This is a genomic window from Achromobacter marplatensis (genome assembly GCF_049060505.1).
GTDB classification, from domain to species: Bacteria; Pseudomonadota; Gammaproteobacteria; order Burkholderiales; family Burkholderiaceae_B; genus Achromobacter; species Achromobacter marplatensis_A.
The window spans coordinates 706,612-727,800 of record NZ_JBMGRB010000001.1 but is presented as its reverse complement, the minus strand read 5'-3'; the positions used below and the strand labels follow the sequence as shown (position 1 = coordinate 727,800).

The window sequence follows — 21,189 nt, the reverse complement described above, 5'->3', positions numbered from 1 at the left end:
TGCGTCATGCGTGCCCCTCTCCCTTTCCTGTTGATGAACCGCTCGGCGGGTTCCGCCACGACTATACCGGGGCACGTCCACGACAGCCAGCGCAGCCGCGCCGAGCCAGGCCGCACCTCCCGTTACCAGCCCCGATCAAAAGGGGACAAGACATTGCGGAAATGTAACTACCCCATCTAGTGCGCCTGCGCTCTCTGCCCGTCGGAGAATGGCCCGGATCTCGCGGCTTGCCCCGTTACATTTGTCCACAGCCGGGTTTGACAGCCCCAAGGCGGGACTCGTAGGGTAAAGGCTAGCTGATCAGTGTCCAACTCAACCGCGATTGCAGGACTTATAGGCCATAAGCCTTGTGTCGCACGCAGATAAAGAGAGGTCACCATGAATAACGACATCATCGCCGGCAAGTGGAAGCAACTGACCGGCAAGGCCAAAGCGGCCTGGGGTGAACTCACCGACGACGAGTTGACCCGTACCGAAGGCAATGCCGAACGCCTGGCTGGCCTGATCCAGGAACGTTACGGCAAGACCAAGGAAGAAGCGCAAAAGGAAGTCCGGGATTTCTTCGACCGTAATCCCTGAATTCGCTCACCGCCTTGATCGGTCGAAACTACTGGAGAAGCTGACATGTTGCACTACGCCGTTGTTTTCTTCGTCATCGCGATCATCGCGGCGGTTCTCGGCTTCGGCGGCATTGCCGCTGGCGCCGCGGGTATCGCCAAGGTCCTGTTCTTCGTCTTCCTGGTGCTGGCGCTCTTGTCCATCCTGAGCGGCGCCCTGCGAAAAAAATAGGGCACGTTGATAGATAGAACGCGTACCCGAAAGAGTTCTGCAATGCCGCGTCGTCCCCGGGGCGACGCGCCGAACACCCAGTTTTAAGGAGCACAACTATGGAAATTCGTAAGCTGATCGCCGCCGCCGCACTGGGAACAGGCGCTGTCTTTACTTCCATGGCTTTTGCGGCCGACGATGGCAAGCCCAAGCAATCCGTGGGCGAATACGCTTCCGATGCCACCGTGACCACGAAGATCAAGGCCGCCTTCGTCGCCGACAAGCAACTGAGCGCGCTGGACATCGCGGTGGAGACCAATAACGGCGTCGCCACGCTGACCGGCACGGTAGGCACGTCCGCCGAGGCCGACCATGCCGCCACCGTGACGCGCGGAGTGGAAGGCGTCAAGCAGGTCATGAACAACATCAAGGTCGACCCCGCCAAGAACAAGCGGTAAGGCCGACATCGTTTCCGACTGAGACCTAGAGAGCCTGCGGCGCCTGTGTACGACACAGGCGCCGCTTTTGTTTTGGCGTGCGTTTTTGTACGGGTCGTCCGGTTCGGAATGCCGGATCGGCGCGCCGGCTCCAGTTCGGCACGCATGTGTTCGGCACGCAAGCCTTAGAGGGTGATCGAACCCCGGCCGATCTCGAGCGCGCGGCCGCCGACCTGGATGCGGCCATCGGCCAGCACGTCCAGCATCAATCGGCACGGCCGGCCCATCTGGTCGCCCTGCTCGACCAGGATGCTGGCAGGCAGCGCGCGTTTTTGGTGGACCAGCCAGCCGCCCAGGTTGGCGCAAGCCGACCCCGTGCCCGCATCCTCGTCCACGCCGCCCCCCGCCTTGGCGAAGAAGTAGCGGGCCACCACCACCTGACGCTCGTCCTGCACGCGGCCTTCGTCGAAGGCGAACACATACAGCGTCTTGCGGCCCAGGCTGCTGGTCTGCCAGCGGTGTAGTTTCGAGGCGTCGGGCGCCGCGCGGCGCACGGCCTCGACGCTAGCCAGCGGCACCAGCAATTGGTCCGCGCCGGTATCTACCCAGATCGGATCGCCCAGCAGGTCATCGGCATCCAGGCCAACCAGGCCGGCGATCTCGGCGCGGTCCAGTTCCGGCGGCGCCGTGCGCACGCCATCGGGGCATGGCGCGGTGAAGGTCCAGGCGTCGCCGCGAGCTTGCACCGGCACGACGCCGGCTTTGAACTCAAGCGTCAGCGCGTCGCCGGTGTTACGCAGGTCGCGCACCACTTGCGAGGTGCCGATGGTAGGGTGCCCGGCGAACTTCATTTCGTAGCCGGGCGTGAAAATGCGCACGCGCGCATCCGCGCGGTCCGACGGCAAAATGAAGGTGGTTTCGGAAAGATTGAACTGCGCGGCCAGGTTCAGCATGGTGGCGTCGTCCATGCCGCGCGCGTCTTCGAACACGCAAAGCGGGTTGCCGCTGAAAGTGGTGGATGCGAAAACGTTAAGCAGGCGAAACGCGTAGGAAGTCATGAAAAACGTCTGGAAGAAGGCTGCCGGCCGGTCCGGCGGGGCTTCCAATGTATCGCAGCGCCCCGCGTCAGGCCATCAAGCCGTTCTTACCAGATCGCAAAGAAAAACACCCACGCCATGCAGAACGGCGCCAGGCCTGCCGCCAGTACGAGCCACGCGGCGGCCTTGCGCCATCCTTGGGACTGACGCTGCGTCAGCAACCGCGCGAACAGCCGCAAGGTCCACAACACCGCCAGGGTCAGCAACGTAAAGCGCACCGGACCGGCCCAGGCAGCCTGCACGCCTTCGTGCTTGAGCAGGTTGACCGTGGTGGCGGACAGCCCCAGGAACACGCCGATGCCAGCCGCCGGAATCAGGCCCTGCGCCAATTTGTGCACGCCGGGACGGATCCAGCGCGTGATGGGCGCCCCCGGTTGTTGCGCGGCGGGCGCCAGGCGGTCGGCGATCCAGAGCGACAGGAAACTTGCGCCGCCGACGATGACCGTGGCGCCGACGACGAACAGCAAGATGCCCGCGCCATCCAGCCACGAGAAGCTGTCGTTCACGTCCGGATAATGCGTCAGGATGAACCAGGGCGCGTTGTCCATCAGCGGCCACATGATGTCGTGTTCCACCAGCCAGGTGGCAGCCCATTGCTTGGCGGTCACGTACCAGGGGCTGGCGCTCCAGAGGAACGCGCCGATCGCGATGCCCATCAACCCGAAACACAACAACGCGGTCTGCCACGCGTCGCCGTCCGCGACGTGCACGATTTCTTCTTCGGGCGAACGCGGGGTCAATGCGATCGCGCCGCGATAGCCGCTGCAGCGTCCGCAAACATGGCAATCGCCCGCGCCCTTCATATGGCGCAGCGGCACCAGCGGCGCGCAGTTGATGGGTTCGATCCGGATGACCGGATGGCGCCACTTCTCTTCATCGACCTTGAAGTGCCACGGCGCCAACTTGGCCAGCAGGTTGAACACGCCGTTGACGGGGCACAGGTACTTGCACCACACCCGCTTGCTGCGGCCATAGCGCCAGCCGACGATCATGGCGGCGACGGTGGACCCGCCCAGCACGGCCAGCACCGCCAGCGGATATTGGTACACGCTGACCAACTGGCCGTAGACCGTCGTCAGGGCAAAGGCCACGAACGGCCAGCCGCCCCAGCGCATCCATTTGGGAATCGCGCGGCCCTGCCCGCGTTCGCTGGCCCATTCGGTCAGCATGCCTTCGGGGCAGAGCCAACCACACCAGGCGCGGCCCAGGATAGGCATCGAGATCAGCACGAACGGCCACCAGACGCCCCAGAAGGCAAACTGCGCGACGATCGTCAGGTTGTTGAAGACCGATGCCGTATTGTCCGGCAAAGGCAGGATCGCGGGCACGATCAGAAGAAACGCGTATAACGCGACAATGCCCCACTGCAGCTTGCGCAACAGCGGGGCATGGTCACGGAGAAAATCGGCGATCCGGGAGGTCACCCTCCCGAGTACAGCAGCCATGTTCACACCTTCATTGTTCAGTCCGGCATCACGTCGGAATCAGGATGCGCGCGGGGCGGCCACCGGGGCGCGAGCGGACTTGTTGCCCACCCAGCGCAGCAGCGCCCAGACCACGATCCAGTAAGCCACCCACAGCAAGACCGAGATCAGTGCCGGCAGCGCGCGGTAGCCGGCGAAGTCGGCCAGGACCTTGCCAAAACCGGTGCTGTCGCTCAAGAGCCACGAGCTGTCCCAGACCGGGTCGACGATGGTCGGCAGCACATCCAGCGAAATCAAGTGGTCCAGGCCGCCGACCAGCAGCGAACCCGCCAACAGCAGCAGCAGGATTTCGGTGACGCGGAAAAAGCGGCGCCAGGTAATCAACTTGCCGCCCAGTTGCAGCAGCCAGAACGTCAGCAAGGCCACCGCGAAGCCCGCGACGCCAGCCAGCGCCAGCATCAGCATGTCGCTGCCGCCTTCGCCCGCCGACACGGTGCCGTACAGGAACACCACGGTTTCGCTGCCTTCACGCGCCACGGCGATGGCCACCAGCACGAACAGCCCCCACCAGTTGTCGTTGGCGACGGAACTGCGCGCCCCGCTTTCCAATTCGCCTTTCAGCGTGCGGCCATGTTTCTTCATCCACACCACCATCTGCACGACCAGCGCGCAGGCCGCCAGCGACATGATGGCCTGGAACCATTCCTGGCCCTCGTCGCTAAGCCAGGACGACACGCCCAGCAGCACCAGCGCCAGCGCGACGGCCAGCCCCAGGCCGGCCGCGACGCCGCCCCACAGATAGTTCAGCCCACGCTTGCCTTCGGGCGTTGAGCGCAGCCAGGTGTACAAAATGCCCACCACCAGCATGGCTTCGACGCTTTCACGCCAGACGATAAAAAGGACCTGTTCCATGGTTTGCTACCGCTTATTCCTTGGGCTTGACGACCAGGGTGCCTTTCACGCTCTGGTGAAAGTCATCAAAGAAGGGATACTCGCCGGGACGGGAAATGGTGATTACCACGAAGGATTTCACCCCCGGGCCCAACACTTTTTCCTTGCGCAGCGGAATGCTCTCGAATTCCACCGGCTCGTTGCTCTCGTTGATGAGCTCGATCTTGAAACGGCCGGCGGGCACTTCAAGCGTCGCCGGCTCGAAGGTGCCGTCCGGCTTGAACCGCAGCGTGAACGTCGGCAGTTCGTCCGCCTGCGCGGGCGCCATGCCGGCAAATGCGGCCAGGCCGATCAGCACGGCGGCAGCAACGCGATGCAGGCGGCGCACGATCAATATCCGCCTTTCTTGCCGGTGCCGGCGTAGACGAATTCGTACTCCAGCTCGAACGGTTCGAACCACGGGCCCACGCCGGTTTCCTTGTCGACGTGGCGGCCGAAGTGGGCCATCTCGTTTTCAGACGGCGGCAGGATCGAGTACTTCAGCTTGTACTTGCCCGGCCCTTCCAGCTTGACGTTGTCGCCATAGTGGGGACCGTCGTTAGCGACCATGGGCATGAAGGTGCCCTTCTGCACGTTCTGGCTGCCGACCTTCTGGATCTCGAAATTCACGACCAGGTAGGGCACCCATTCGCCTTCGGGGAAGCCCGTCTTGTTGCCGGCGGTGGCATGGATATCGGCCTCGAGGTGCACGTCGGAATCCTTGGCGGGACGCATCATCCCGGGCGGGTCCATTTCGATCGGCTGCAGATAGACCGCGCCGATTTCCATGCCGCCCTTCTCAACCGGCTTGCCGATGGGGTATTCGGCCGCTTGCGCGGCGGACACGCTCAGAGCGACGATGGCCAGCGCCAAGGCTTTCTTGATCATGTGCATAATCCTTGAGACACAAATGAATGGCGGTTCCGATAAAACTAAACAAGAACCGTTTTCATTAATGTAACCAAAAAAACTGACATATCCCTGAACCTCAGGGGCAGAAAAAGCGCGGATTATTGCGTTCAGTCAAAGGGCGCCAGGACCAGCCCAGGCAACAAAAAAGCCGGTCAGGCTAACGCCCTACCGGCTTCTGGATCAACGGGTAAGGGCCTCGGCCCGCCCGCTTGCGGCGATTACTTGCGGCCCGAACCCGGCGGCGTGCTGCCGGGCGTGAACGGGAATGTCGAGAACATCGCGCGCGTCTGGTCCTGCATTTGGTCCTGCATCTGCACGAACAGGTTCTTGCTCTGGTCGATGTAGTTATTCATCATGTTCTGCAGCATGGGCGTCTGCACGTTCATGAACTGGGTCCAGGCTTCGGGCCCGAATTGACTGCCGTACAGGCCTTTGGATTGCTCGGCCATGCGCGTCTGGATTTCCATGAAGGCCTGGATGTTCTTCTCAAGGTAAGAACCCATGATGCCCTGCATGGCGTGGCCGTAGAAACGGATGATCTGCGACAGCATGTTCGACGAGAACATCGGCATGCCGCCGCTTTCCTCTTCCAGGATGATTTGCAGAAGGATGCTGCGCGTCAGGTCTTCGCCGCTCTTGGCGTCGACCACCTGGAATTCTTCGTTGGCCAGGACCAGTTGCTTGACATCTGCCAGAGTGATGTAGGTGCTGGTCCGGGTGTCGTATAGGCGACGGTTGGGGTATTTTTTAATCAGGCGCAGGCTGGCGCCGGTTTGTGCTTGCGTCATGTGTGTCCCCGGATCGGGCGATCTCTAAGACTTCGGATAAGGTGGAGTGTAATGCCGGAAGGCCCTGTCCCCGAGGCCTTCCGACGCCTGGAGCCGCCGGTGGCGGCCCGCTGCCCAACATTAGCCCATGTGGAGGCCGCCGTTGAGCGAGAAATCCGCGCCGGTCGAAAAGCCCGATTCGTCCGAGGCCAGCCACGAGGTCATGGACGCGATTTCCTCGGGCGTGCCCAGGCGGCGAACCGGAATGGTGGCCACGATTTTTTCGAGCACTTCGGGGCGGATGGCGCGAACCATGTCCGTGCCGATGTAGCCCGGCGAAATCGTGTTGACCGTGACGCCCTTGCTGGCGACTTCCTGAGCCAACGCCATGGTGAAGCCGTGAATGCCCGCCTTCGCCGTGGAATAGTTCGTTTGGCCGAACTGGCCCTTCTGCCCATTCACCGAGCTGATGTTGATGATGCGGCCCCACTGACGCTCGACCATGCCTTCGATGACCTGTTTGGTCACATTGAACAGACTGTTCAAGTTGGTATCGATGACCGCGCGCCAATCGTCCGCGGTCATTTTGCGGAACAGACCGTCGCGCGTGATGCCCGCATTATTGACCAGCACATCGACCGGCCCCATGTCGGCCGTGACCCGCTCAAAGGCCGCTACCGTTGATTCCCAGTCGGACACGTTGCCCACCGAGGCATAGAACGTGTAGCCCTGCGCTGCCTGCTCATCCAGCCATTGCTGGTAATTGCGGCTTGGGCCGCAACCTGCCACCACGCGAAAGCCATCCTTGGCCAAGCGCTGGCAAATAGAGGTGCCGATACCGCCCATCCCGCCTGTTACGTAAGCCAGTTTTCCGCTCATTGGACTTCCTCCTGTGTGCGACGGACGCCTCGTTGATTAACTTTCTTATTGGCCTGGGTGAACCGCGCATGGCGGCTTCAGGCAGCCCGGACCTTTACATACCTGCCAGGCGCCGGCTCGATCGGCCGGTACTTGGCATTGCCTAATTTTGTACGCGCCTTGACCTGCTTGCCCGCGTGTCCCGACAGCCATTGCGTCCAGTCGGGCCACCAGCTGCCCGCGTTTTCAGTGGCCTGCGCGAACCAGGCGTTAGGGTCGCCGGGCATGTCGTGTCCCGTGTGCCCCAGCGTGTCCGCCACCCAGTAGCTGCGGCGCTTCTTGGCGGGCGGGTTCACCACGCCGGCGATGTGGCCCGAGGCCCCAAGCACAAAGCGTTGCGGACCGCGCAGCAACTGCGTGGACGCATAGGCCGACACCCAAGGCACGATGTGGTCTTCGCGTGAACCGAATATATACGCCGGCATCGTCAGGCGCGTCAGGTCCAGCGGCAGGCCGGCGGCTTGCGCGCGGCCCGGCACTTTCAGATTGTTCTCAAGGTAGGTATTGCGGAAGTACCACGAGAAGAACGGCCCGGGCAGATTGGTGCTGTCGCCATTCCAGAAGAGCAGATCGAACGCTGGCGGCTTCTGGCCCTTCAGGTAGTTGCCCACCACATAGTTCCAGACCAGCTCGTTGGGCCGCAGGAACGAGAACGTGGTGGCCAGGTCGCGCCCGGGCATCAGCCCGCCGTTACCCAATTGGTGGTCGCGCAGCAGCGCATGCGCTTCGTCGACGAAGACTTTCAAAATGCCGGTTTCGTGGAAATCCAGCAGCGAGGTCAGCAGCGTCAGCGACGCCACGGGCTGTTCGCCGCGAGCCTCGGCCAACGCCAGCGCGGACGCCAGCATCGTGCCGCCCACGCAGAAGCCCAGGGCATTGACCTTGGGCTGCTTGGTGATGTCGCTGGCCACGCGCAGCGCCTGCAACACCGCGTCGTCCAGGTAGTCGGACCAGGTGGCGCGGTCCACGCCATCGGTATCGCTGGCAACGGGATTGCGCCACGAAACCAGGAATACCGTGTAGCCCTGCTCGACCGCATGGCGCACGAAGGAATTCTCGGGCTGCAAATCCAGGATGTAGAACTTGTTGATATTCGGCGGCACGATCACCAGAGGCAATTCGTGCACGGTGGCAGTCGACGGCGCGTACTGGATCAGTTGGAACAGCGTGTTCTCGAACACCACTTCGCCGGGCGTCACCGCCACGTTGCGGCCGATCTCGAACTGCGATTCGTCAGTCTGGGTGATGCGGCCTTTCTTGACGTCGCCCAGCAGGTTGGCCAGCCCTTCGTTCAAGGCGCGTCCGGCGCTTTCCACGATGGACTGCTGGGCGTCCGGGTTCAGCGCCAGGAAGTTCGACGGCGACAGCGCGTCAACCCATTGCATGATGGAGAAACGCAGGCGCTCGCGCATGGGCTCGCTGACCTGGGCCGCGTCGACCATGCGTTGCATGGCGCGGGCCGACAGCAAATAGGTGTGCGCCAGCAGCAGATGCGAACCGTTGGCGGCCCAGGCATCGCCGGCGAAACGGCGGTCGTCCAAGGGCGCAAGCGCGCCGCGTCGGGCGTCGTCACAAAGGCGCTGCCACTCGCGAGAGAATTCGGCCTGAATGTCGGCCAGGATTTCCGGTGCCACGCTCACCGGTATGGGCCCTGCGGCGGAGAGATTGGCGTTCACTTCGACACCTTGTTATCGAGACTTCTCGATTGATGTTGCATTCCGGGTCCTGGACTGTCAATGCGGGTATACAAGGAGGCCATCGGGACGGGCGGCAAGCCCGCGCACAGCCCTTGCGCAAGATCAATCCGGGCGGAGCCAGGCCAGCAGTGCCATGCGTCCGGTTTCACCATCGCGCCGGTACGAAAAGAAGCGTTCCGATTCGGTCACGGAGCACATTCCGCTCAAGGACACCTCTTGTACGCCGGCGCGGCGCAAGCGGAAATCAGCCAATCCGGCGAGGTCGGCCAGCCATTTTCCCGATAGGCCCGCGCGCGGCGTGAAATAGCGGGCGGTCGCGGGATCGTCGTGGGTAAAGGCGTCAAGCACGTCTTGCCCCACTTCGAAAACCTGCGGACCGATGCCGGGGCCGACCCAGGCGCGCCAGCCGGTGGCCGCCGGCGCCTTGGCGCGCATGGCCGCCAACGTATGCTCAAGCACGCCACCTGACAAACCGCGCCAGCCGGCATGCGCCGCGCCCAGCACCTTGCCGTCGGCGTCGGCGATGACGACCGGCAGGCAGTCCGCCACCATGACGGCCAACACGCGGCCCGGTTGCGACGTGACGCTGGCGTCTGCCGCGGGTTCATCCGGCACGGCGTTGGCATCGGCGTCCACGACGTCGCTGCCATGCACCTGGCGCAACCACAGCGGATCGGCCGGCACGGCGGCGCGCACCCGGCGCCGGTTCTCGGCCACGGTGTCGGGATCGTCGCCCGCGCGGCGCCCCAGGTTCAGGGTGTCGTGCGGCGCCACGCCCACGCCACCGGCGCGCGTGGTGCAGAAATAGCTCACGCCAGCCCATTCCGGGCCCGTGACGACAGGCAGGCTGGCGATCACGCGTTCCATGCGATGTTTTCCTGGACCTGTGTCATGTCCTCGGGCACCGCGGCGGCGAACTGGACCTCGCCGCTACCGCCCGGGTCGTCGAAATGCAGCGCGCGGGCGTGCAGCATCTGGCGCTGCGCGCCTGCGATATTCTTGCCGCCGTAGATCGTGTCGGCCAGCAACGGGTGGCCCAGGCTGGCCATGTGGACGCGGATCTGGTGGGTGCGGCCGGTTTCCAGGCGGCACACCACTTCGGTGACACGACCGCCGGGATCCACCTGCCCGCGGCGGGCGGGCGCGTAATTGGTAATGGCGGGCTTGGGGGCCACCGGGCGCTCGACGCTCATGCGGATCGGCACGCGGGCATCGCGGCCAATGGCGCGTTCGACACGGCCGGCGCCGGCGACCCAGCCATGCGCCAGCGCCACGTATTCCCGGCCCATGCTGCGCGCCTGCAACTGGCGCACCAGATGCGTCTGGGCGCGCTCGTTGCGGGCGACCACCATCAGGCCGGAGGTGTCCTTGTCCAGTCTGTGAACGATGCCGGCACGCGCCACGGACGCCAATTCCGGAAAGCGGTACAGCAAGCCGTTAAGCAGCGTGCCGCTCCAGTTGCCCGCGCCGGGATGCGTGACCAGGCCAGCGGGCTTGTTCACCACGATCCATTCGGGGCTTTCGGCCACGACGACGAATTCAACGGGTTCAGGGGTGAAGGCGCGCGCATCGGGCGCCGGCTGGGCCCAGACTTGCAACTCGTCGCCCGGACCGACCGTCTGACGGATTTTGCCGGGCGCGCCATTGACATGTACGTTGCCGGCTTCGATCCAGCCTTGCAGGCGGCTGCGCGAATGGTCGGGCAACAAGCCGGCCAGCACCTTGTCCAGCCGGTCGGCCTTCACGGTGGAAGGCACGGTTACAAGTTGCGATTCACCCCGGTTTCCACTGGGGTTTTCGTCGGCGTTTTCATCGCCGGTTTCGTCGGAAAGGCCCAGAAGTTCATCGTCGGAAACGAGATCTGTGCCGGCGGCTGTATCAGACATGGAGACAAATCATATAATCAGCCTGCCATGCTAACACCAAGGATACGATTCTCGTGATTCACCACTCCGCAGCTCCCTCGAACCCCGCATCCCGAAGCGGGCCGGTTTTGCGCGTGGTTATCGCGCTATTTGCCGTCATCGTCATCGCCGGTTGCGGCTCGACCAACAGCAAATACGACAAGACCACCAACTGGAGCGCCGAACAGCTCTACGCCGACGCCAAAGCCGAAATGTCCTCCGGAGGCTGGAAGGAAGCACGCGAACGCCTGACCGCCATCGAAAGCCGCTACCCCTTCGGCGTCTATGCCCAGCAAGCCCTGCTTGAACTGGCCTACGTCAACTGGAAAGACGGCGAAAACGAACAAGCCCTGGCCGCGATCGACCGCTTCCAGCAGCTGTATCCCAACCACCCCGGCACCGACTACGCCCTGTACCTGAAGGGCCTGATCAACTTCACGCCGGCCAGCGCCTTCATGAGCAATATCACCGGCCAGGACCCTGCCGAGCGCGATCCCAAGGGGCTACGCGCGTCCTATGACGCGTTCAATGAACTGATCAAGCGCTACCCGGAAAGCAAGTACACGGTGGACGCCGAAAAGCGCGTGGCATGGCTGGTCAACACCATCGCCATGAACGAAGTCCACGTCGCCCGCTACTACTACGAACGTGGCGCCTACGTGGCGGCGGCTAACCGCGCGCAGACCGTGATCACCGACTTCGAAGGCGCCCCCGCCACCGAAGAGGCGCTCTACCTGATGGTCGAGTCCTACGACAAGCTGGGCATGACGGAACTGAAGAACGACGCGCAACGCGTCTACGACAAGAACTTCCCCAACAGCGACTTCAAGACCAAGGGCCTGACAGCCGACCGCAGCTGGTGGAACCCGTTTGATTGATAGACCCGCGTCTGGCTGGCCAGCCCGCGTTTGATTGGCCAGCCTGCGGAATGTCACCGCATGGGAAAAAAAAGAAAGCCCCTCGAGGGGCTTTCTTTTTGTCCGCCGGAACCGCTGCGACCGCGATTCCTACAGCGCTACGCGTCCGCGCCTTCTTGCTTGCGCCGATAGAACGCCAGCACCTCTTCCAGTTCACGCGTCCGGGCGAAAGGCGGCAGGCCGCGCCAAAGGCGCTTGCCATAAGGCTTTTCGACCAGGCGCGCATCCCCCACCATCAACACGCCCCAGTCCGACTCGGTTCGGATCAAGCGGCCCGCGCCCTGCTTGAGCGAGATTGCGGCCTCGGGCAACTGGTATTCCGAAAACGGATTGCCGCCCTGGGCCCGGCAGGCCCGCAGGCGCGCTTCGATGACGGGGTCATCGGGCGGCGCGAACGGCAGTTTGTCGATGGCAACCAGTGTCAGCACGTCGCCGGGCAGGTCAATCCCTTCCCAGAAGCTGGCGCTGCCCACCAGCACCGGATGCTTGAGCTTGCAAAAGCGGTCCAACAGATCGCGGCGCGTGCCCTCGCCCTGTTTAAGCAGCGGCCAGTCGTGTCCGGCATCGTCGAAGGCGTCGGCGAGCAAGGTCGCAACCTTATCGACCGCGCGCAGCGTCGTACACAGCACCAGCGTGCCACCGGGGCTGGCTTCAAGCAGCGGCAACAGCGTTTGCACGAAGCGATCCAGGAACTGGGGCGATTGGGGTTCAGGCATGCCGCGAGGCACGAAAAGCAGTGCCTGTTCGGGATAGTTGAACGGCGATTCCCACTTGCCCGTGCGGGCACTGGATAGCCCCAGCTGGCTCGTGAAGTGGGTGAATTCGCCGTTCACCGACAGCGTGGCCGACGTCATGATCCAGGCTTGGCCCGGCTTGCGGTATTTGGAGAACGCCTGCGCCACCGACAGCGGCGCGGAGTGCAGGCGCACGTGGTGCTGACCGTGTTCGACCCAACGCACCGCGGGCCCCGTCCATTGAACGGCTGCCGCGGCCACGCCTTCCAGGATGGAGGCCGGCGTGGAGGGGCCGTCGCCCAAGTCGGTAGCGGCGTCGGACGCGTCGGGCGATTGATCGTCGCGCCCCCAGCCTTCGTCCGCCATGCCGGCATCGGCGCGGCCCGGCGTGGCCCAGCGTTTGAGACGCACGGAGATTTCGGCGCCGCTGCGCGCAGCGGCCATCAGGTCGGGGTGTTTCTCAGCCACCGCGCCCAAGGCTTTGGTGGCCGTGTCCACGGCCTCGCGCAGGGCGGCCAGCGCCTCGTCGAATTCTTCCGGGTTGGGGATCGCGTCGAACGTGGCTTTGCGGCCAGGCATCCGATCCAGCGGCGCACAGGCCAGCCGCAATTCGCGCGCGGCGGTTTCCAGATGACGGCTGACGTCGCTCCATTTGGCGGCTTCGCGCGCGTAAGCCAGACCCGCGACTTCCAGCGCGCGGCCAAAGTCCATCAACTGGTGCGTGGACACGCTGCTGCCCAGGAAGCGGGTAGCGGTATCGGGCAACTGATGGGCTTCGTCGAAGATGACCGTATCGGCTTCGGGCAACAGGTCGGTCACACCCTCTTCGCGCAGCACCAGGTCGGCCATGAAAAGCGCGTGGTTGACCACCACCACGTCGGCCTCCTGGGCCTGGCGGCGCGCCTTGACGACGAAACAGTCGCGGATGCGCGGGCATTCCTGGCCCAGGCAGTTCTCACGCGTGGACGTTACGCGTTGCCAGATGTCGGCGTCTTCGGGCACCTGGGCAAGATCGCTGCGGTCGCCCGTCTTGGTGATACCCGCGAAGACCTGGATTTGGCGCAGTTGCTGGATCTCGGTGCGCGACTTCAGCGCGCGCTCGTCGCCCTGCAGGCGCTCAAGGTGATAATGGCAGACGTAATTGCCGCGGCCCTTGAGCAGCGCGGCGGTCACGGGCGCAGCCAGCGCGGCGCGCACGCGCGGCAGATCGCGCGCGAACAACTGGTCTTGTAGCGTGCGGGTGCCGGTAGAGATCAGCACCTTGCCGCCCTGGATGAAGGCGGGTACAAGATAGGCCCAGGTCTTGCCGATGCCGGTGCCCGCTTCGGCCACCAGCGTGGCGCGGTCCTGGATGGCGTCGCCGATGGCCTTTGACAGCTCCACCTGCGAAGGGCGCGGCTTGTAGCCGGGCATGGCCGTAGCCAGGGGCCCGTCCTCGTCAAAAAATTCGGAAATATCCAGGTCCAGCATTACGGCAGCCTAGTGTCGGTCGGAGTCTATGGTGAACCGGTACCGGTTACGGTTCGGCCGCCAGACACTGATGTGGGAAAGGACCAAATGATACCCGTTGCCGCGCCCGTCTCGCGCCGTCGCAGGGACGGATCGGTCCAGGTTGGCACGTTCTGTAACAGTGGCTTATGGCACAATCCGCCCCTTGTTTTTCCTTTTTGTCGTCGTATAGAGATGTCTGAAACTTCCGCTATCACGAACGTCGCCGCCGGCGTCGACAACGCCCGCATCGTCGCGCAGCTTGCCACCGAGCTTGGCGCTCGCCCCTCCCAGATCGCCTCGGCGGTGGAATTGCTGGATGACGGCGCCACCGTGCCCTTCATCTCGCGTTATCGCAAGGAAGCCACCGGCGGCCTGGACGATACCGTGCTGCGCAATCTGGAAGTGCGCCTGGGCTATCTGCGCGAACTCGAAGAGCGCCGCGGCTCCATCCTTGAATCCATCTCGCAACAGGGCAAGCTCACGCCCGAGCTGCAGCAGGAAATCGCAACGGCCGACACCAAGCAGCGCCTGGAAGATTTGTACGCGCCGTACAAACCCAAGCGCCGCACCCGCGCCCAGATCGCCCGCGAAGCGGGCCTGGAACCGCTGGCGGACGCCATCCTGGCCGATCCGGCCTGCGACCCCGCCGCGCTGGCCGCGCAATACCTGAACCCGGAGGCGTCCATCAACGACGCCAAGGCCGCCCTGGACGGCGCGCGGGACATCCTGGCCGAGCGCTATGCCGAAAACGCGGACCTGCTGGCCGACATGCGCGAGCACCTGTGGTCCACCGGCCTGATCTATTCCAAGGTGGTCGACGGCAAGGAAACCGAAGGCGCGAACTTCCGCGACTGGTTCGATTTCAACGAACCGCTGCGCACGCTGCCCTCGCACCGCATTCTGGCGCTGCTACGCGGGCGCCAGCAGGGCGTGCTGGAACTGCGCCTGGGCCTGGAAGCCGAGCTGGAAGCGCAACTGCCGCATCCGTGCGTCGCGCGCATCGCCAACTTCTTGAAGCTGGGCAACGGCCTGTTCGCGCTGGACGCCACGCCGCGCGCGCGCTGGCTGGGCGAAGTCTGCCGCTGGACTTGGCGCGTGAAGCTGCTGACCGCGTTTGAAAGCGAACTGATCGGCCGCCTGCGCGAAAGCGGCGAAGCCGAAGCCATCCGCGTGTTCGCCGCCAACCTGAAGGACCTGCTGCTGGCGGCGCCGGCCGGCCCCAAGGCCGTGCTGGGCCTGGACCCCGGCATCCGCACGGGTTGCAAGATCGCCGTGATCGACCAGACCGGCAAGGTCGTCGACACCACTACCGTCTACCCGTTCGAACCGCGTCGCGACCGCGAAGGCACGATCAACACGCTGGCCGCGCTGGTCGCGCGCCACAAAGTCGACCTGATCGCCATCGGCAACGGCACCGCTTCCCGCGAAAGCGAAAAGCTGGTGGGCGACATGATGGAACGCTTCCCCGATCTGAAGGTCACCCGCGTGGTGGTCTCCGAGGCCGGTGCGTCCGTGTATTCCGCATCGGAAACCGCAGCGCTGGAATTCCCCGACCTGGACGTAACCCTGCGCGGCGCCGTGTCCATCGCGCGCCGTCTGCAGGATCCCTTGGCCGAATTGGTCAAGATCGATCCCAAGGCGATCGGCGTGGGCCAATACCAGCACGACGTGAACCAGCGCGAGCTCGCGCGTTCGCTGGACGCCGTGGTCGAGGATTGCGTGAACGCCGTCGGCGTGGACGTAAATACCGCATCGGCCGCGTTGCTGGCCCGCGTATCGGGCTTGAATTCGCTGCTGGCCAAGAACATCGTGGCGTGGCGCGACGAGAACGGCGCGTTCCCCACCCGCGACATCCTGCGCAAGGTGCCGCGTTTCGGCGATAAGGCCTTCGAGCAAGCCGCGGGCTTTTTGCGCATCCCCAACGGTGACAACCCGCTGGACGCCTCGTCGGTCCACCCCGAAGCGTATCCGGTGGTCGAGCGTATCGTCGCCAAGATCAAGGCCGAAGTGAAGCAGATCATCGGCCAGCGCGATGCCTTGAAGGGCGTATCGCCGTCGGACTTCACCGACGAGCGCTTTGGGCTGCCAACGGTACGCGACATCTTCGCCGAACTGGAAAAACCCGGCCGCGACCCGCGCCCGGAGTTCAAGACGGCGCAGTTCAAGGAAGGCGTGGAAACGCTGAACGACCTGTATCCCGGCATGGTGCTTGAAGGCGTCGTGACCAACGTCGCCAACTTCGGCGCGTTTGTCGATATCGGCGTGCATCAGGACGGCCTGGTCCATATCTCGGCCCTGGCCGAGAAGTTCGTCAAGGATCCCCGCGATGTGGTGCGCGTGGGCCAGACAGTCAGCGTGAAGGTGCTGGAAGTGGACGCCGCGCGCAAGCGCGTCGCCCTGACCATGCGCCTGAACGATACCGCGGCCCCGGCACGCCGCAGTGGCGACGCGCCCAAGGGCGGCGACCGGCCCCGCCGCCCCCAAGGCGATGGCGGGCGCGGCAATGCCGGCGGCGGCGCGGCCAACAGTGCGATGGCGGATGCCTTCGCCAAGCTCAAGCGCTGATCTTCCCCGGTCAGACGACAAAAGCCCGGTGCATTGCGCGCCGGGCTTTTTTTATTCAGCTTAGGACTTTCCCTTAAATGGGCTTATTCCTTGCGCTCCCTCAATCATCAAACTACAAAAATGAGTGAAAATATCTAATTGTGTCCAAATAATAAAAGCCGGTGGCGTAGGGGAACCCGGCAGGCACAAATTCCATGATCAGGCGAACAGCGGCGCGACCCGTCTATCAGGCACGAAGCACAACAACAACAGCGCCCTATCCCTGAGATCCCCGGAGAGCCATCCGTCATGCGCAATACCATTACGCTTGCCGCCAATGAAGCGGCAACCATTACTGAAAAAGAAGCCGGCCATAGCGGCTCTTACAACGAAGTGACGCTGGGCCAGTACGCGCATCTGATCGTTGATGGCGCTGAAGTGACCTTCAAGCACATCACGCTGGAACGCCTGGGCACCCGCATCATCGAACTGCGCAACGGCGCCCAGCTGCATGTGGGTGCGCTGGGTTTCGCCAGCATGGGGGCCAGCATCGTCTATCGCATCGGCGTGGGCTGCGCGCTGGTCTTCGACGCCAGCCAATGGGATCCGGAAGTCGTCGCCAATACCACCTTCGACTTTGCCAGCCAAGGCAGCGGCACGCTGAAGTACTTCCCTTTCATCAACCCGGAGTGGCTGGACTGCCCGAACGTCACGGGCTATTCGGAAGGCGACATGCTTGAAATCGCGGGCCAGGGCAATGCCCAGCGCTTCCAGGTGCGCGACGGCCGCATCGTGGCCAGCGCCCGTCTGGCCTGACGGCACGGGTTTCCGGGCCACGCCCGGAACGTTCCTGATATTGCGGTGGGGTCCGCCGGCGGCGCGATGCGCCGCCGGCTGAAACCTTATTCCTGCGCCAACGACGCCAAGGCATCGCGCGCACGCGCCAATTGAGCGTCGGCCCCCGCCTGCGCGCCCGACGGCGCCACAGCGACCGCCACGCCATCGATCACGGCCGCATAGCCCTCGGCGCTGGCCTGCAGCACGCTGGCTGCCGGTTCGGACTGCAATCGGCGCATCAAGGCGCCGGCCTCTTTCGGATCCGCAAAGCGCTGCGACAGCAGCAACTCTTCGCCATCGGCCGCCAACAGGCGGAAACGGAAGCCGCCATCTTCGTCGCGGAAGCTGACAAAACGGGCGCCCTTGCCCTTTTCCTTCTTGCCCTGCACCTTGCCCGCCGCCACGCCGGCGCCCAGGTTGCGCAGGCCCACGGCCTCGCGCAGCTCCTGCATCATCGGCACGGCCAGTTTGCGGGCGCGGGCGGCACCGGCTTGCAGAATGTCTTCGATGCGGCCGGGGTTAGCAATCAGGTCAACGTACTTTTCACGCATCGGCGCCAGCAGCGCTTCCAGGTGTTCGTACAGCGCCTGCTTGGCGTCGCCCCAGCCCATCCCTTCTTCCAGCTGCTTGCGGAATACGGCCGATTCGGCCTGCGTCGCGAACGCGCGGTACAGGGTGTACAGGTGCGAGCTTTCGGCGTCCTTGGCTTCGCCCGGCGCGCGCGAATCCGTCACGATGCGCATCACCGACGCGCGCAGCGCATTCGCGCCGCCTTCGAACAATGGGATCGTGTTGTTGTAGCTCTTGGACATCTTGCGGCCGTCCAGGCCGGGCAGCGTCGCCACGTCTTCCTCGATCGTCACTTCCGGCAGCGTGAAGTAGTCGCGGCCATACAAGTGGTTGAAGCGTTGGGCGATATCGCGCGCCATTTCCAGATGCTGAATCTGGTCGCGGCCCACCGGCACCTTGTTCGCGTTGAACATGAGGATGTCGGCGGCCATCAGGACCGGGTACGAGAACAGCCCCATCGTGACCCCGTCGTCGGGGTCCACGTTTTTAGCCACGTTCTGGTCCACCGACGCCTTGTAGGCGTGCGCGCGATTCATCAGGCCCTTGGCCGTGACGCAGGTCAACAGCCAGCTGAGTTCCGGGATTTCAGGAATGTCGGATTGGCGGTAGAACGTCACGCGTTCGTGGTCCAGCCCTACCGCAAGCCAGGTGGCCGCGATTTCCAGGCGGGATCGCGCGACGCGGGCAGGATCATCACACTTGATCAGCGCGTGGTAATCCGCCAGGAAAAAGAATGCGTCCACGCCGGGCTGGGTGCTGGCCTGGACCGCGGGACGGATCGCGCCTGCGTAATTGCCAAGGTGAGGGGTTCCAGTCGTGGTGATGCCGGTAAGGACGCGGGTATTCATGGGGCGAAGAGGCGTTTGCTAGGGGAAACAAGCAGTGTAACGTGCCGGCGGCACGGAACCGCCGAACGGCGCCCCGGCCAAGGCGGAAACGCCGCGCTACAAAACGGCCAGCAGCGGCGCCGCCAAGGCGCAAATCCCACCCGTGGTCAACGCGGCGCGCGGGCGGAACGTCAGGAACCAGATCAGCAGCAGGCCTGCGATGCTGAGGATGCCGATCCATTCGACCGTGCCGTAGCTCCAGCCCCAGACCGCCGCGGAGGCGCACAGCGACAACGCCAGTGCGCCCCAGCCGAACGCCCGCAGCGGCACGCGGTGGCGCCGCGGCATGGCGCGGTCGAACAGGTTTTCGTAGTGGCGGTCCATGCCCAGGCAAAGGGCGGAAAAGCCGGCGTAAGCCAGGCAAAATGCGGCAAGCGTCATGGCGTATCGCCTCGCGGTTCATAGACGACGGGGTTCGGGGCGCGCGGCGCCTCGGGCTCAGCGGCTTGGGCGGAAACCGTTTGAACGGCAGGCTGGCCGGCGCGGGGTTGGGCCACGGCCTTCGCGCGGACCTTCACCGGGGCTTTGCGTACCCGCGCCGCCTTGCGGGCCATCCACGCGAACAGCAACGCGCTGGCCAGGCACGTCAGGTCGAATCCGGCCATGACCCAATCGCCTTGCGGCAGGGACACGCCCAGATGGCGCGACGTGGTGAACGCGTTGACCACCGGCACCAGGGCCAACGATGCAGCGGCCACGGCCAACAGGTCTTGCCATTTGCGGCGCTGGAACAAAAAGGCATAGACCAGCGACAGCGCCCACGCCGAAAAGAAGGCACGCACTTCCCAGACCTGGCGCCCCGGCATGTCTGCAGGGAGCAGGCGGTTGACCAGGAAAAAGGCCGCTACGCCAAAGACCACGCCCGCGATGGTGCCGGCGTTCAGGCCATCGACCAGTCGCAGGGAAAACGCTTCACGGGCGTCGCCCGGCCGCGCCTTTTGACGGCGTTTGGCAATCCACAGCACCAGGCCGGTGCCGACCATGCCAGTGCCCGCCAGGCTGACGAGGAAATAGAACCAGCGCAGCAGCGGTTCCGCGAACAAGCCCAGGTGCAGGCCCGTGATCACGCCAGCGGTTTTCACCGTGGCGCTCAGGTCGTCCTCGCTTTCCTGGAGTTCGCCCGTCACGCCGTTAAAGCGCATATAGGGCGCCAAGCGCCCATACGACACGCCGTCGGCGGCATCACGCACCAGCGTGACGGTGGCGCCGGCATCCCCGGGGTTGTTGACGGTAACGCGGCCGACCCGGCCCTGCCAGTGCTGCTGGGCTTGTTCCACCAGCGGCGCGATCTGGACGAGCGGCGCGGGCTGGTTCAGCGGCGGCGTGACCTTGAACTGTTTGAAGACGTCGTCCGTGTATTGGCGCGGGCTTTCATAGACGGCATGGATGCCCGCGGGCATCAGCATCACCATGAACAGCACCAGGCCGCTGAACGTGATCATCAGGTGGAACGGCAGCCCCAACACGGACAATACGTTGTGCCCGTCCATCCAGGCGCGTTGTCCGCCCTTTCCAGGACGGAAGGTAAAGAAGTCGGTGAATATTTTCTTATGCGTGATGATGCCGCTGATGATGGCCACCAGCATGAACATGCCCGCAATGCTGGCCAGCCAGCGCCCCCACGGGAACGCGGTTTCAAGCTCGAAGTGGAACCGGTAGAAGAACTCTCCGCCGCGTGTCTCGCGGCCAGTCACGGCCTGCCCGGTCGCCGGATCCAGCTTCACGCGCACGAATCCGCGTTCGCCCGGTTTGGGCTTGGGCACCTGATACAGCATCTGGATCAGCGGTTCACGGTCCGAAGGCGGTGTGATGAACCAGCGTTTGGCATCCGGCGCATGTTCGCTCAGGTAACGTTGTCCGATTTCGACCGCCTGCACGGCGGGTACCGGCTTCGCCTCGATCTCGGGTTGCATCCACTGCGTGATTTCGGGCCGGAAGAACGCCAGCGACCCCGTCAGGAACATCGCGAAGAGCACCCAGCCGAAGATCAGCCCGGCCCAGGTGTGCAGCCAGGACATGGACTGGCGCAGGCCTTCTTCGCCCTGCGCTTTGACTTTGGCTGCCTTCATGCCGCCCCCATCATTCGCCCGGCCAGGAACAGCCCGCCCAGCACGGCCGCCGGCAGCAGGACGCCGGCCCAGGCGCGCCAGGCGTTGCGCGTGGCGAATACCCAGATCACGGCACAGGTATAGAACACGAAGGACAGCATCTGCGCCGTGGTGACGGCGTCTGCCCGCCCCATCGGCAGCCAGACGGCCAGGCACGCCGCAGCCGCCGAGGCAAGGACATAGCCGCCCAGGATGGCCGCAGCCATTCTGGAAAATACGGCCATTCGGTAGCGCATCATGCCTGCGC

21 protein-coding genes are annotated in these 21,189 nt (G+C 64.3%); 6 read left to right on the top strand and 15 right to left on the bottom strand.

Annotated features, from left to right (window positions below):
- Positions 1-378: 378 nt before the first annotated feature.
- The 3 genes from ACI0FO_RS03245 to ACI0FO_RS03235 all read left to right on the top strand — a co-directional run bounded on the left by ACI0FO_RS03245 (position 379) and on the right by ACI0FO_RS03235 (position 1,226).
- Entirely contained in the window at positions 379-579 is a 201-nt protein-coding gene (locus tag ACI0FO_RS03245) for a CsbD family protein (RefSeq protein WP_008161759.1), read from the top strand.
- A 45-nt stretch (positions 580-624) separates the two neighbouring features.
- Positions 625-789 (top strand): DUF1328 domain-containing protein, encoded by a 165-nt coding sequence (locus ACI0FO_RS03240; protein WP_006222909.1) that lies wholly within the window; start codon positions 625-627, stop codon positions 787-789.
- A gap of 98 nt (positions 790-887) precedes the next feature.
- Positions 888-1,226 carry a BON domain-containing protein gene (locus ACI0FO_RS03235; protein ID WP_105554996.1) on the top strand — a complete coding sequence of 113 codons (339 nt, stop codon included), beginning with the start codon at positions 888-890 and terminating at the stop codon, positions 1,224-1,226.
- 164 nt (positions 1,227-1,390) lie between these two features.
- On the opposite strand, the gene ACI0FO_RS03230 is transcribed toward ACI0FO_RS03235, so the two are convergent.
- The 10 genes from ACI0FO_RS03230 to ACI0FO_RS03185 all read right to left on the bottom strand — a co-directional run bounded on the left by ACI0FO_RS03230 (position 1,391) and on the right by ACI0FO_RS03185 (position 10,836).
- Complete coding sequence (locus ACI0FO_RS03230; protein WP_416024075.1) at positions 1,391-2,263, bottom strand: PhzF family phenazine biosynthesis protein; 873 nt, start codon at positions 2,261-2,263, stop codon at positions 1,391-1,393.
- An 86-nt stretch (positions 2,264-2,349) separates the two neighbouring features.
- Complete coding sequence (locus ACI0FO_RS03225; protein WP_416024073.1) at positions 2,350-3,747, bottom strand: 4Fe-4S binding protein; 1,398 nt, start codon at positions 3,745-3,747, stop codon at positions 2,350-2,352.
- Between the two features lie 39 nt (positions 3,748-3,786).
- Positions 3,787-4,638, bottom strand: coding sequence for an FTR1 family iron permease (locus ACI0FO_RS03220; protein ID WP_416024071.1), 852 nt, complete (start codon positions 4,636-4,638; stop codon positions 3,787-3,789).
- A 13-nt stretch (positions 4,639-4,651) separates the two neighbouring features.
- Positions 4,652-5,005 carry a cupredoxin domain-containing protein gene (locus ACI0FO_RS03215; RefSeq protein WP_416024070.1) on the bottom strand — a complete coding sequence of 118 codons (354 nt, stop codon included), beginning with the start codon at positions 5,003-5,005 and terminating at the stop codon, positions 4,652-4,654.
- A gap of 2 nt (positions 5,006-5,007) precedes the next feature.
- Positions 5,008-5,544, bottom strand: coding sequence for an iron transporter (locus ACI0FO_RS03210; RefSeq protein WP_416024068.1), 537 nt, complete (start codon positions 5,542-5,544; stop codon positions 5,008-5,010).
- Between the two features lie 242 nt (positions 5,545-5,786).
- Positions 5,787-6,356 carry a polyhydroxyalkanoate synthesis repressor PhaR gene (gene phaR / locus ACI0FO_RS03205; RefSeq protein ID WP_006222902.1) on the bottom strand — a complete coding sequence of 190 codons (570 nt, stop codon included), beginning with the start codon at positions 6,354-6,356 and terminating at the stop codon, positions 5,787-5,789.
- Between the two features lie 120 nt (positions 6,357-6,476).
- A complete protein-coding gene (gene phbB, locus ACI0FO_RS03200; RefSeq protein ID WP_105555001.1) occupies positions 6,477-7,214 on the bottom strand; it encodes an acetoacetyl-CoA reductase in 738 nt (245 codons plus the stop codon).
- 77 nt (positions 7,215-7,291) lie between these two features.
- The gene (phaC, locus tag ACI0FO_RS03195; protein WP_416024065.1) at positions 7,292-8,929 is read right to left on the bottom strand and encodes a class I poly(R)-hydroxyalkanoic acid synthase; all 1,638 of its coding nucleotides are present in this window, start codon (positions 8,927-8,929) and stop codon (positions 7,292-7,294) included.
- Positions 8,930-9,052: 123 nt separating this feature from the next.
- A complete protein-coding gene (pgeF, locus tag ACI0FO_RS03190) occupies positions 9,053-9,817 on the bottom strand; it encodes a peptidoglycan editing factor PgeF (RefSeq protein ID WP_416024063.1) in 765 nt (254 codons plus the stop codon).
- Positions 9,805-10,836: an RluA family pseudouridine synthase gene (locus tag ACI0FO_RS03185; RefSeq protein ID WP_416024061.1), complete on the bottom strand. Its 1,032-nt coding sequence runs from the start codon at positions 10,834-10,836 to the stop codon at positions 9,805-9,807. Before ACI0FO_RS03185 ends, pgeF begins: the two co-directional genes overlap by 13 nt.
- Before the next feature lie 107 nt (positions 10,837-10,943).
- Between ACI0FO_RS03185 and ACI0FO_RS03180 the strand changes: the two genes are divergently transcribed.
- Positions 10,944-11,732: an outer membrane protein assembly factor BamD gene (locus ACI0FO_RS03180; protein ID WP_416024550.1), complete on the top strand. Its 789-nt coding sequence runs from the start codon at positions 10,944-10,946 to the stop codon at positions 11,730-11,732.
- Between the two features lie 137 nt (positions 11,733-11,869).
- On the opposite strand, the gene ACI0FO_RS03175 is transcribed toward ACI0FO_RS03180, so the two are convergent.
- Complete coding sequence (locus ACI0FO_RS03175; protein WP_416024060.1) at positions 11,870-13,975, bottom strand: ATP-dependent DNA helicase; 2,106 nt, start codon at positions 13,973-13,975, stop codon at positions 11,870-11,872.
- 213 nt (positions 13,976-14,188) lie between these two features.
- Between ACI0FO_RS03175 and tex the strand changes: the two genes are divergently transcribed.
- Both tex and ACI0FO_RS03165 read left to right on the top strand, forming a co-directional pair.
- Positions 14,189-16,561: an RNA-binding transcriptional accessory protein Tex gene (gene tex, locus ACI0FO_RS03170; RefSeq protein ID WP_416024058.1), complete on the top strand. Its 2,373-nt coding sequence runs from the start codon at positions 14,189-14,191 to the stop codon at positions 16,559-16,561.
- A 288-nt stretch (positions 16,562-16,849) separates the two neighbouring features.
- Complete coding sequence (locus ACI0FO_RS03165; protein WP_416024056.1) at positions 16,850-17,356, top strand: hypothetical protein; 507 nt, start codon at positions 16,850-16,852, stop codon at positions 17,354-17,356.
- A gap of 86 nt (positions 17,357-17,442) precedes the next feature.
- Here ACI0FO_RS03165 and ACI0FO_RS03160 read toward each other — a convergent pair whose 3' ends face one another.
- The 4 genes from ACI0FO_RS03160 to ACI0FO_RS03145 form a co-directional block, all read right to left on the bottom strand.
- Entirely contained in the window at positions 17,443-18,795 is a 1,353-nt protein-coding gene (locus tag ACI0FO_RS03160) for a tryptophan--tRNA ligase (protein ID WP_416024054.1), read from the bottom strand.
- A gap of 96 nt (positions 18,796-18,891) precedes the next feature.
- The gene (locus tag ACI0FO_RS03155; RefSeq protein WP_416024052.1) at positions 18,892-19,215 is read right to left on the bottom strand and encodes a DUF3325 domain-containing protein; all 324 of its coding nucleotides are present in this window, start codon (positions 19,213-19,215) and stop codon (positions 18,892-18,894) included.
- Positions 19,212-20,903: a PepSY-associated TM helix domain-containing protein gene (locus tag ACI0FO_RS03150; RefSeq protein WP_416024050.1), complete on the bottom strand. Its 1,692-nt coding sequence runs from the start codon at positions 20,901-20,903 to the stop codon at positions 19,212-19,214. Before ACI0FO_RS03150 ends, ACI0FO_RS03155 begins: the two co-directional genes overlap by 4 nt.
- Positions 20,900-21,181 carry a DUF3649 domain-containing protein gene (locus tag ACI0FO_RS03145; protein ID WP_416024048.1) on the bottom strand — a complete coding sequence of 94 codons (282 nt, stop codon included), beginning with the start codon at positions 21,179-21,181 and terminating at the stop codon, positions 20,900-20,902. Before ACI0FO_RS03145 ends, ACI0FO_RS03150 begins: the two co-directional genes overlap by 4 nt.
- Positions 21,182-21,189: the final 8 nt, after the last annotated feature.